Raw genomic sequence first — 12,375 nt, 5'->3', positions numbered from 1 at the left:
CGCAACTTAAAACAACAATTCTACCAGTTTCGGACGTAAAAATTCTTTGAAGTATTCTACAAATTCGGCCTCACCGAAAGTGATTTTATATCCACCCGATGCAGGCTGAACTGCGAAGTCGGTTTTTGCACCGTTCACTTCTTTTATTATAACACCATTATTGAGGAGTTCTTTTGCATTCGAAGCAAAATAAGCAGTCAAAGCCTCTGCATCTTTGGTTTCAATTACAATTTGTTCTTTTTTTGCCCATTCCTGAGTAAAAGAAAGAATTACCTTTTGCATAAAAGCTTTATCAACCACTGCGGCCTTCACTGAGTCGTCGGTAATCTTACCGTTTATCAGATTCACCACCTCTGTCTTCAGAGCTTCCACGGATTGTTGCGCAAACAATTTAAGCTCCGAACGCGTATTTTTATCGAGTTCTTCTGCTTGTTTTTTAGCTTGGGCTACTATGGCAGCAGCATCGGCCTCTGCCTTTTGCAGAATTGCAGCTGCCTCATCCTGAGCTTTAGATACAATTGTGGCGGCTTCACTTTTTCCTTTTTCAACGCCTTCTAAATAGATTTTGTCGGTAAGTTCTTGCAGTGTTGAGTTCATATTGCTGATTTAATTTTTTTTTTACTTAGACTGCAAATGTAATGGAATTATCAATAGGGTGTTCAACCGAATTTAAATTGGGATTCCAATTTAACGTTATTTTTAATTGTATAAAACAACAGAAACATTATAACACAAAGTCACAAAAACAAAACTAGAACAAAACAAATGAAACAATAAGCCATTTTTTAGCGACATATTGAAACATTTTACAGCAAAAACGCAAACCTGCGGGCGATCAAAGATAATTTTTAAAAAACCAGGCCAATTTAAAACAACATATAATTTTCAGGGAAAGAGCATTAATTCTTATCAGATTTCACAAAACAGGACAAATACAATTCATTTTTTTTATACTGAGACATGTTTAAAAAAAGAATGCGCGGCCTTCTCTGATGCAGAGAAGGCCGCGCATTCTTATAAGAAAGAAAATTTTATTTCTTGTTAAATTCAGATGAAACTGTCAACACTTTTCTTCCTTTTGCACGACGAGCTGCCAATACGCGACGGCCATTGGCAGTAGCCATACGTTCGCGGAAACCGTGTTTGTTTCTCCGTTTTGTGTTCGATGGTTGGAATGTTCTTTTCATTGCCGTAATGTTTTATATGTTGTTTTTTATTCCTGTTTTCGGGGCGACAAAGATACGGATTTTTTTCTATAAACAAACTATTCTTCTGATTTTTATCACAGAATGTATTTCAGGTTAATTTTCCACCTCAATTTTCATTCGAAAGAGATTAAGTCTTTAGTTTTTTTATAGAAAAGAATTACAGAATTTTTTCCTTAATACAAGGATAATCAGCTACCTTTGCTGTTCTAAAACAGAGGTTATTCTAACTATTCATTAATCTATAAACTAAACAGTTATGTCTAAAGTAACAGTAGTCGGAGCCGGTAACGTAGGTGCTACCTGTGCTAACGTTCTGACGGTAAACCAAGTTGCGAGCGAAGTGGTTTTGCTCGATATTAAAGAAGGTGTTGCTGAAGGTAAAGCAATGGACATCATGCAAACTCAGCCTACTCTGGGTTTTGCCACCAAAGTTATCGGTGTAACCAGCGATTACAGCAAAACAGCTAATTCTGACGTTGTTGTTATCACTTCAGGTCTTCCCCGCAAACCGGGTATGACACGCGAAGAACTGATCGGCGTTAACGCTGGTATCGTTAACTCGGTAGTTGCAAGCATCATCAAAGAATCTCCCAACGCTATCCTCGTTATCGTAAGCAACCCAATGGATACAATGACTTACCTGACATTCAAAACAGCAGGTCTTCCTAAAAACCGCGTAATCGGTATGGGTGGCGCATTGGACAGCTCTCGTTTCACTTACTACCTGAGCCAGGCGCTTAACACCAATGGCAACAACATCGAAGCTATGGTTATCGGTGGTCACGGCGACACAACCATGATTCCTTTGAAACGTCTTGCTAACTGCAAAGGTGTTGCTGTAAGCGACATTCTTTCTGCTGAAGTTTTGGACAAGGTAGTTGCCGACACAATGGTTGGTGGTGCTACTCTTACAAAATTACTGGGCACTTCTGCATGGATGGCTCCGGGCGCTTCTGCTGCATTCCTCGTTAAATCTATCCTTAACGACGAAAAACGCGTACTCCCTTGCTGCGTTTACCTCGAAGGCGAATACAAACATAATGATATCTGCATCGGTGTTCCTACCGTAATCGGCAAAAACGGCGTTGAAGCTATTCTCGACGTTAAACTGAACGCTGAAGAACAAGAATTGTTCGATAAGAGCGCTGCTGCTGTTCAGGTAATGAACGACGTATTGAAAGAAATGAAACTGGTTTAATCTCCGGTTGATACTTTACTTTTCAACAGTAAAAAGGACAATCCTCATACAGGGTTGTCCTTTTTTAGTTTTTGAGGCCGATTACGAGCACTAATCTGCCTGATTAAGAGTTTCGCTCCAAGCGAAGCACTTAATTCAATACAAGAATAAGAGCAAAGAGCAAATCCGTAGGCCAGCTCTTTCTGTTTGTCAACAATCTGATACACGGTTTTCACACACGGGTCATGAGACCCGCGCGAGCGAATCTGACAGATCTGCACCATCAAAGGGCTACTCCGTCCTGCTTTCCACTTATATCATCAAAGAAAATCACTAAAAGACAATATTTTTTTCTTATTGTTTTTCAAACTCACTATTACCCGATTACTATCAACTGTGATATACTTAATATCTTGTGAATTGATTGAACAATGTTTCTTATATAATCGAACAAATGTCTCATTCTTTCTGTTGACAACCACAACTGCTGGCTTATCTTTATATAAAAAGAAGATTCTCTCAGATTCATCATTTGAACTCCCAAGCATTAGTTCATTCTCATAACAATTAACCATTACTTTATCTCCCTCAAGATGGAACAGTGTTAGTAACCTATAGTGTTGATGTGTACCACTAATAAAGATGAAGCTATCCTTATACTTATAGATAAAATATGGAATAAAGTTACATGATTCTGAATCTTTCAAATAATAATATTCTTTTTGAATACTACAATTGTTGATCGTTGCAGAAATAACGGCAGTAGTATCATTTTGAAGATGGTACTCCACTTTATTCGACATATCTAATGTAGTATCTACTCTACAAGTTAACCTTTGAGCGGCGACGCCCAAAGGAAATATAGACAAAAAAAGTAATAAGATCTGATATCTCATCTCCATAAAAATTGTTTATCCGCCAATTACGACTCGAGGGGTCAAATTTGCAATCCGATACATTCCACCCCCCTCAAATGTTACAATATTTCTTCCAAACATAAAAAGCGACGGCTTATTATGCCATCGCCAATTCTAACACAATACCATATCTTATAAAAGGTTGGAGAGACCTTTTATAAATAAAAAGAGGCCTATAATAATTAGCCCAATTTCACCAGAATAAATACTAATATAGTTGCCATAGGTATCAACGAAGTCTTTCTTCTTCATCTTCTTAGTTCTTACAAGAAACACTACTCCAGCAACAAAAAGAATAAAGCCCCATACGCAACTCCAAAAATTTTCCATAGAATTATCAATTACTTCCGATCTCTAATACATCCCGTCCCGTCGGATTTGCAAATCCGACGACGGAATAGAGTATTAGGATTTGCAATCCGATACTTTACAAAACCCTTCAAATATACCAACTTTTCTTTCAAACAGAAAAAGAGACAGCTATTAGCGTCACGCTTTTATGCTTTTGCAGTCCGTGAGCCGTGCTTTTGTGCCCGACATAGGTCTAACCATACATCGAATCCAAACTTGTCTTACACGCCACGAGAGAGAATCAATACCATACACCAACAAGCACAAAAAAGCCGCTCTCGAAAATCGAAAGCGGCTTTTTTGCATTTATAGAACAGGCTTATGCCAGTTTCTTTTTTTGTTGTCTTTTAGCGTGCCAAACCTGTACGTCGTAAGCGATGGTAGAAGCCACCAGAATGGATGAGTAGGTACCGGTTACAACACCGATCAGCAACGCGAATACAAAGCCCCGGATCACATCACCACCGAAGATGAAGATTGCCAACAATACCAGGATCACACTCACCGTAGTATTGATAGTACGGCGCAGGGTGTGGTTCATAGCATCATCCATCAACGAGCTGATCTCACGTTTCGGGTACAGCTTGATAAATTCACGAATACGGTCGAAGATTACCACCGTATCGTTGATGGAGAACCCGATAACCGTCAGAATCGCCGCAATAAATGCCTGGTCGATTTCGAGCGAGAATGGCATAATACTGTATAGCAAAGAATAAAGCCCCAGTACCACCACCACGTCGTGAATCAACGAAACCAAAGCACCGATGGAGAAGGTGTAGCTTGGGAAACGGAGGAAAATGTAAAGAGCAATACCCAACACAGCGAGAACGATCGCCCAGATAGCAGCTACTTTAATATCTTCAGCCACAGCAGGTCCTACCTTCTGAGAACTTACGATATGTTTTTTCACAAACTGATCTCTTGTGATATTGCCACCCAACATCGGTTTCAAGCTGGTGTATAGTTTTGTTTCGATTTCATCGTCCACCGAAGCCGAGCGGTTAGCAATTTCATAGTTAGTAGAAACACGAACTTCTTTGCCGCTGGTACCAATGGCAATTACATTTACATTACCGCCAAATGCACCTTTCAGTACAGTACGAAGATTTTCGGCATCAACCTGCTGATTGAATGCAATCTGATAGTTACGTCCACCACTAAAGTCGATACCCTGACTTAAACCGCGGGTAGCCAATGAACCTACACAGATCAAAAGAACAATACCGGAAACAACATACCATGTTTTACGCATTCCGATAAAGTCGATATTCGGGTGCAATAACCAATGTTTGGTCAAACGGGTAGTAAACGATATGTCTTCTCTTCCTTCTTTTTCCAAGAATAGTTCAAAGAAGATGTGTGTAAGGAACACCATACAGAAGAAAGAGGTGATAATACCAATAATCAACGTAGTGGCAAAACCTTTGATAGGTCCGGATCCGAATGAGAAGAGGATAATACCAACCAACAAGTGAGTAGCATTTGAGTCGACAATTGCAGACAAAGCATGTTTGTAACCATCGGCAACCGCTTTCCGCAGATTTTTGCCGGCTTCTTTTTCTTCACGGATACGTTCGTTGATCAACACGTTGGCATCGACCGCAAACCCAAGCGTCAGCACGATACCGGCAATACCCGGCATAGTCAATACCGCTTTGAAGGAAGCAAGAATACCCATAATGAAGAGCACGTTCAGAATCAATGCTCCATTAGCAACTAAGCCTGGTATCCATCCATAATAGAATATCATAAAGATTAGGATCAGGACAAACGCAATCACAAACGAGATAAGACCCGAGTTGATTGATTTTTGACCCAATGACGGACCAACGTTGTCGGCTTGTACGATGTGTGCAGGAGCAGGCATTCGACCTGATTTCAGCACGTTTGCCAAGTCCTTGGCTTCTTCAACTGTAAAGTGACCTGAAATCTGGCTACGACCGCCGGTGATTTCCTGGTTAACAACCGGAGCTGAATAAACATAGTTATCGAGAACGATAGCCACACATTTACCTACGTTTTGTTTTGTAAGGATTGCCCATGTGTTAGCTCCTTTAGAGTTCATGGTCATATCCACGATAGCGTTTGAACCGTATTGACCGTAGTCATCTTTTGCGTCGGTTACAACGTCACCCTGAAGTGCAGGACCTTGTTTGGTAGTGCTCTTCAAAGCATACAGTTCAAAATACTGACCTTGTTTGTCAATTGCCTTAACACCCCATTTCAAAGCGAGATCTGAAGGAAATTTGCTACGAATTTGAGGATTGCGCAAATATGATCCGATAGTTGATGTATCTGCAGCAAGAGCTACGCCTACACGGGGAGATGCTCCCTGAGGATCGACACCCTGCAAAAGACCAAACAACGGATTTTTCTTTTTGAATTCGGCAATATTTTGTTGATTACCTTTATCGGCTGTCGGTTTTTCTTTTTTCTTGATCAAAGCAGCAAGCGAATCTTCTTTTGAAGTACCGGCTGGTTTCTGAGCTTTAGCTTCGGCTGTTGCCTTCGCCGGAGTGCCAACTGCAGGAACTGTGTCGGTTTTAGCTTTACCACCGTTTTCAAGGATTGCAGGCAATGCACTATTTGCATCTGCCAATGCGCTGTAGATTTCAGCCACATTATAAGTTTCCCAGAATTCGAGGTTTGCTGTTCCCTGAAGAAGTTTGCGAACACGTTCCGGATCTTTCACACCCGGAAGTTCAACAAGGATACGGCCTGATTTTTCCAGTTTCTGAATGTTCGGTTGAACCACCCCAAAACGGTCGATACGGGTACGGAGTACGTTGAATGAGTTGTTGATTGCACTTTCAACATCTTTTCTCAACACAACCATAACCTGATCGTTGGTTGCGCTCAAAGGAATTTGATCTTTTTTATCGTATGTGCTGAATATGGTAGACAGCTTAGCATTAGGATCAAGTTCGAGGTATGCGTTTTTGAACAACGTCAGAAAGTCTGTCTGGCTGCTAGCCTGACGTTGAATTGTCATATCGATGGCTTTGTTGAAATTTTGCGGAGGATTAGGAACTGTAAGAGAGCGGAGAATATCGGCCTGCGATACTTCCAATACTACGTTCATACCACCTTTCAAGTCAAGACCAAGGTTAATTTCCTTGTCCATACACTCTTTGTAGGTATACCCAAACCACACCTTAGTGGGTGCGATAGAATCGAGATACCTTTTGTAAAGCGCGCTATCGACTTCGTTTGTCCCCGGTTTCGTCGCAAATGCCAAAGCAGCTTTATTGTAATGATTTGTCACAAAGCTGAATGACAAATAGAAGAAACAGACAAGCAAAAGCAACACGGCTAGAACCTGAACAAATCCTTTGTTTTGCATGTTTAACTATTTTAAATACATATAACTAATTGATAGAATTTCCAAATTATTTTGAGCCTGCAAATATAGCGATTTTTTAATAAGCCCAAAATGAGTTAAAAAAGAAATTTTAGCGCCCACTAAGTTACCCTTTTTGACGAAAAGCAAGAACTTTTGTGTGTGTTAAACTACAATGGCTCGTTCTAAAATATATTTCTCGCACAAAACTTGTCCCGGAATGCGGGAACCCCAAAGAAAAACCTTCGGCTTTCCTTTATAACATTTTAAGCCATAATATATGTAATTCAATCATTTATGAGCACATTGCGCCTCTGAGACTTTGCGTGAGAAAATAACCTACAGGAACTCAAAAACTGTAATTAACCGTAGTTTTATCCGCTTTTATCGTTACATTTGTCTATCTGTTTTTGTCAACTTAACCTTATTATATACACTTATGTCTAAATTACGTTTTGCAGCGTTGCAGGAATTTGCTGCCCGTACTCCTCTGCATGTGGACGTTCCGTCCAAACTCTCTGAATATTACGGAATCAATGTTTTTGATCGAAAGAAAATGCAGGCTTATTTGCCGGAAGAAGCATACAAAGCTGTGCGTGAAGCAGTTGAAGACGGCACCCAGATAAACCGCAAAGTAGCCGACCAGATTGCAAACGGCATGTGCCGCTGGGCAAAAGAACGGGGAGCCACCCACTACACCCACTGGTTTCAGCCTCTTAACGATGCCACTGCCGAAAAACACGAACGTTTGTTTGATTTTGGAGAAAACGGAGAAGTGCTGGAACGTTTTTCCGGCAAACTGCTCATTCAACAGGAACCCGACGCATCATCATTTCCCAGCGGAGGCATCCGCAATACCTTCGAGGCTCGCGGATATACAGCCTGGGACGTTTCTTCTCCCGCATTTATAGTTGACGAAACACTTTGTATACCTACCATTTTCATAGCATACACCGGCGAAGCGCTTGATTATAAAACTCCATTATTGTGCGCTTTGAGTTCCGTAGATAAAGCGGCAGTTCGCGTTTGTCAGTATTTCGACAAGGAAGTAACCAAGGTAACGGCCAATTTAGGCTGGGAGCAGGAATACTTTCTGATAGACAAAGCGCTGTTCGATGCCCGCCCCGACCTTTGCCTCACCGGACGTACGTTGATGGGACACGCTTCTGCCAAAGACCAACAACTGGAAGATCACTATTTTGCAGCCATTCCTCCCCGCGTAATGGCCTTTATGAGCGAACTAGAGCTTGAGTGTCACAAGCTGGGCATTCCGGTCAAAACCCGTCATAACGAAGTAGCACCCAACCAATTCGAATGTGCCCCTATTTTTGAAGAAGCCAACCTCGCCAACGACCACAATCAGCTGGTAATGGATTTGATGAAACACATTGCCCGCAAACATAACTTTGCTGTATTGCTGCACGAAAAACCGTTTGCCGGCGTAAATGGCTCAGGAAAACACAACAACTGGTCACTCTGCACCGACACCGGCGTCAATCTTTTTAGTCCGGCAAAGAACCCGAAAGGAAACATGCTCTTCCTTACATATATCGTCAATACGTTGATGGCAGTACAAAACCATCAGGACTTGCTTCGTGCATCGATCATGAGCGCCGAAAACTCCCACCGCCTGGGCGCCAACGAAGCACCACCGGCTATTGTCTCTGTATTTCTAGGAACTTACCTCACCAATATGCTGGACAATCTGGCCGAAAAGGTATCGGATTCGCGCATGTCGCCCGAAGAAAAAACGGCGCTGAAGCTTGGCATCGCACGCATTCCCGACATTGTTCTGGACAGTACCGATCGCAACCGTACGTCTCCGTTCGCCTTTACCGGCAACCGTTTCGAATTCAGAGCCGTTGGATCTTCCGCTAACTGTGGCGCTGCGATGACAGTTCTGAATGCGGTAGTGGCCGATCAGCTCAATCGCTTTGCGGATGAAGTAGATGCTCAGATTGCAAAAGGGAAAAACAAGGACGAGGTTATTTTCCAGATTTTGAAACGGATGATTATCGAAACCCGTCCGATACGCTTCGAAGGCGACGGCTATTCTCCCGAATGGGTTGAAGAAGCTGCGAAACGTGGGTTGACCAACATCACATCGGCTCCTGACGCAATAGAGAAATATCTTGATAAAAAGGCCGTGGAGCTTTTTTCAAAGCAAGGCATTTTGTCGGAAACCGAGATACACAGCCGCGTAGAGGTAGAATTTGAAAAATTCACAAAGAAAATTCAAATCGAAGCACGCGTTCTGGGAGATCTGGCCATCAACCACATTGTACCGACAGCTATTGCTTACCAAAATCGTTTGATTGAAAATATCAGAGGACTAAAAGAGGTATTCGATAAGGATGAATTTGAGACGCTTGCCGCAGACAACAAAAGTCTCGTTCGCGAAATCGGGGAACGCGTTGTTGCTATTAAAACAATGGTGCACGAAATGATTGAAGCCCGTAAAGTGGCCAACAACATAGAAGATATGCACGCCAAAACGTATGAGTACAGCACTAAGGTTCGTCCGTATCTCGATCAGATCCGTTATCACATCGACAAGCTGGAGGAAGTGGTAGATGATGAAATATGGACTTTGCCCAAATACCGGGAACTTCTTTTTGCAAAATAAACACAACAGTTGCCCCGGAAATTCCGGGGCATTTTTTCTTTATGAAACGAACATGTTGCTTCACAACATCCAAAGGTTCCCTATAGTTATCAGGAAATAATTCCAGCAACATGGAGTTCCATACGACCTTTAAAAATAAATTATTATCGTATGAAACCATCTTCCTTTTGGCTAATTCTCTGTTTGTGCGTGCTGCCACTTTCCGTTTCGGCACAAATCAATTATGGCAACAATCCGACTGCCGGTAAATATCTACACACCAGAGGCATCGATTTATATTACGAAGTATATGGAGAAGGAGATCCCCTGCTACTGACTCACGGCAACGGTGGCTCTATTTCCGGTTTTTCAAATCAGATTCCATATTTCGCCCAGAAGTATAAGGTGATTGCAGTTGATAGTCGTGCACAGGGCAAATCTGTAGATGCACGCGATTCTCTTAGTTTTGAGATGATGGCCGACGATTTCAACGCCCTGCTCGACTCCATGCATATTTCAGCATGCCGCGTGTTGGGCTGGAGCGACGGTGGAATTAATGGCCTGCTATTGGCAATCCGGCATCCTGAAAAAGTAACAATGCTGGCCGCAACAGGAGCAAATCTTGTTCCCGATTCTTCCGTCTTCGTCCCTCACGCCTATCGGGAGTGGATGAATGATTACCTACGTTCAGGCAAAGATGTCCAAACGCCCAAACTGAAGAATCAATGCAAACTGATGGCGCTTGACCTCTTCCAACCGTATATTACAACGGCACAATTGCAAACTATTAAATGCCCGTCGTTAATTATAGGCGGAGATCACGACCTTATTTTGCCATCGCATACGCTGAAGATAGCCAACGGAATTCCCAACGCTTTTTGCTGGATTATACCCGACAGCGGGCACAGCACCCTGATACAGCACCAAAAACAGTTCAATGAAATTGTCGATTCTTTCTTCAGTGGATCATTGCACAGCAAATAATTAACAAGTTGGTTTTACAGCTAAAAAAATTGCAGGTTATCATTTTTTGTTGTTACTTTGTGTCAAAATAAAAGAGAATGAATATTACTAATCAACATAACTGGTGGCGTTTCTGTTCCTGATTTCAAGATGGGGAATGCGAATCGCTATTGCTAAATTCTAACCGCAGGAACCCATACCTGCGGTTTTTTTTGTTACAGAAAGAACTAAATCAAATACTTATAAAAAAATTTCTCATTCATGAAGACAACGAAAAAGATTCAATTACCGGAAAGCGAAATGCCCAAGGCTTGGTATAACATTATCGCCGACATGAAAAACCAACCGCTTCCGATGCTTAATCCGGGCACAAAACAGCCTCTTAAACCGGAAGAAATGGAAGGTCTTTTTGCGAAAGGACTGGTTGAACAGGAATTCTCGAAAGAACGCTACATCGAAATTCCGGATGAAGTATGGCAACTTTACAAAATCTACCGCCCTTCACCATTAGTTCGTGCTTCGGGTCTCGAAAAAGCATTGGACACTCCGGCAAAAATCTATTTCAAAAATGAAAGCGTAAGCCCTGTCGGTTCTCACAAGCTGAACTCTGCTATTCCGCAGGCTTATTACAACAAAATACAGGGAATCAAGCATATCACCACCGAAACAGGCGCAGGCCAATGGGGAAGTGCTATGAGTATTGCCTGTAAGCATTTCGGACTCGATTTGCAGGTTTACATGGTAAAAGTCAGCTATGACCAAAAGCCTTACCGTAAATTTGTTATGCAGACATATGGCGCCGAAGTAATTCCGTCGCCAAGTACACGTACAGCTGCCGGCCGCTCTTATCTCGAAAAACATCCCAACAGTCCTGGCAGCCTTGGTGTTGCTATTTCTGAAGCCGTAGAAGCTGCCGTAACTCACCCCGACACACGTTACACCTTGGGTAGCGTATTGAATCACGTTATTCTGCACCAGACCATCATCGGACTTGAAGCCGAAAAACAGCTGGAAATGGCAGGCGATTATCCCGATGTAGTAATCGGATGTTTCGGTGGTGGTTCCAACTTTTCCGGAATTACCTTCCCGTTCCTTCGCCACAATCTTGTCGATGGAAAAACGACCCGTTTTATCGCAGCAGAACCGGCTTCCTGCCCAAAACTGACACGCGGTAAATTCGAATACGATTTTGGTGATACCATCGGTATGACTCCGCTGATCCCGATGTTTACCCTCGGTCACGACTTCGAACCGGCAGCTATTCATGCCGGAGGTTTACGTTACCACGGCGCAGGTTCTATTGTAAGTCAATTACTTAAAGACGGTTTAATCGAAGCGCAGGCAGTCAAACAACTCGACACCTTTGATGCCGGGGTTTTGTTTGCACGTTCGGAAGGTATTATTCCGGCTCCGGAATCAACTCACGCAATTGCCGTTGCAATTCGTGAAGCGTTGAAAGCCAAAGAAGAAGGCAAAGAAAAAACCATTCTTTTCAACCTTTCAGGCCACGGGTTGATAGACATGGCTGCATACGACAATTACTTTGCAGGAAAGCTCACCAACTTTGAAGTTCCCGATGCAAGCATTGAGGACAACATTGCTAAACTTGAAAAGCTTGCCTGATAAATAAGGCTCTAATAAATTCCACGAAAAACAGGTAGTCGACCGAACGGTTGGCTACCTGTTTTGTTTTCGCCCGTTGAGATACACAAACGCATATAATAATATAAGGGTTTCCACCCCTTGACCCCGACTTCCTTTTTGCCTTGAAGCAAAAAGGAAGCAAAAAATTCAAGGCTATGCCCGCTTCG

General features: G+C 42.4%; 7 protein-coding genes. 4 read left to right on the top strand and 3 right to left on the bottom strand.

Translation table 11 applies throughout. The features are described from left to right. Positions 1-6: 6 nt before the first annotated feature. Positions 7-597 (bottom strand): hypothetical protein, encoded by a 591-nt coding sequence (locus tag F8N35_RS01085; RefSeq protein ID WP_293049506.1) that lies wholly within the window; start codon positions 595-597, stop codon positions 7-9. Positions 598-1,031: 434 nt separating this feature from the next. Continuing rightward, positions 1,032-1,187, bottom strand: a complete 156-nt coding sequence (gene rpmH, locus F8N35_RS01080; protein WP_084252212.1) for a 50S ribosomal protein L34 — start codon at positions 1,185-1,187, stop codon at positions 1,032-1,034. 277 nt (positions 1,188-1,464) lie between these two features. Between rpmH and F8N35_RS01075 the strand changes: the two genes are divergently transcribed. Next, the gene (locus tag F8N35_RS01075) at positions 1,465-2,406 is read left to right on the top strand and encodes a malate dehydrogenase (RefSeq protein WP_068701446.1); all 942 of its coding nucleotides are present in this window, start codon (positions 1,465-1,467) and stop codon (positions 2,404-2,406) included. Between the two features lie 1,566 nt (positions 2,407-3,972). Here the strand turns inward: F8N35_RS01075 and secDF are convergent. Beyond that, positions 3,973-6,999 (bottom strand): protein translocase subunit SecDF, encoded by a 3,027-nt coding sequence (secDF, locus tag F8N35_RS01070; protein ID WP_293049505.1) that lies wholly within the window; start codon positions 6,997-6,999, stop codon positions 3,973-3,975. Between the two features lie 436 nt (positions 7,000-7,435). Here secDF and F8N35_RS01065 point away from each other — a divergent pair, with 436 nt between their 5' ends. From F8N35_RS01065 to F8N35_RS01055, 3 genes are all read left to right on the top strand, one after another. Continuing rightward, entirely contained in the window at positions 7,436-9,622 is a 2,187-nt protein-coding gene (locus F8N35_RS01065) for a glutamine synthetase III (RefSeq protein ID WP_293049504.1), read from the top strand. Positions 9,623-9,772: 150 nt separating this feature from the next. Continuing rightward, on the top strand, positions 9,773-10,585 hold the full coding sequence (locus F8N35_RS01060; protein ID WP_293049503.1) for an alpha/beta hydrolase: 813 nt from the start codon (positions 9,773-9,775) through the stop codon (positions 10,583-10,585). A 240-nt stretch (positions 10,586-10,825) separates the two neighbouring features. Continuing rightward, positions 10,826-12,187, top strand: coding sequence for a TrpB-like pyridoxal phosphate-dependent enzyme (locus F8N35_RS01055; protein WP_293049502.1), 1,362 nt, complete (start codon positions 10,826-10,828; stop codon positions 12,185-12,187). Positions 12,188-12,375: the final 188 nt, after the last annotated feature.

The organism is Paludibacter sp. (assembly GCF_009712605.1).
Taxonomy (GTDB): Bacteria; Bacteroidota; Bacteroidia; order Bacteroidales; family Paludibacteraceae; genus Microbacter.
This window is presented reverse-complemented; position numbering and strand designations above follow the sequence as displayed.

Bases quoted from the DNA above. Each gene is read 5' to 3' on its own strand.
- F8N35_RS01085 (WP_293049506.1), bottom strand. From the start codon at position 597: ATGAACTCAACACTGCAAGAACTTACCGACAAAATCTATTTAGAAGGC.
- rpmH (WP_084252212.1), bottom strand. From the start codon at position 1,187: ATGAAAAGAACATTCCAACCATCGAACACAAAACGGAGAAACAAACAC.
- F8N35_RS01075 (WP_068701446.1), top strand. From the start codon at position 1,465: ATGTCTAAAGTAACAGTAGTCGGAGCCGGTAACGTAGGTGCTACCTGT.
- secDF (WP_293049505.1), bottom strand. From the start codon at position 6,999: ATGCAAAACAAAGGATTTGTTCAGGTTCTAGCCGTGTTGCTTTTGCTT.
- F8N35_RS01065 (WP_293049504.1), top strand. From the start codon at position 7,436: ATGTCTAAATTACGTTTTGCAGCGTTGCAGGAATTTGCTGCCCGTACT.
- F8N35_RS01060 (WP_293049503.1), top strand. From the start codon at position 9,773: ATGAAACCATCTTCCTTTTGGCTAATTCTCTGTTTGTGCGTGCTGCCA.
- F8N35_RS01055 (WP_293049502.1), top strand. From the start codon at position 10,826: ATGAAGACAACGAAAAAGATTCAATTACCGGAAAGCGAAATGCCCAAG.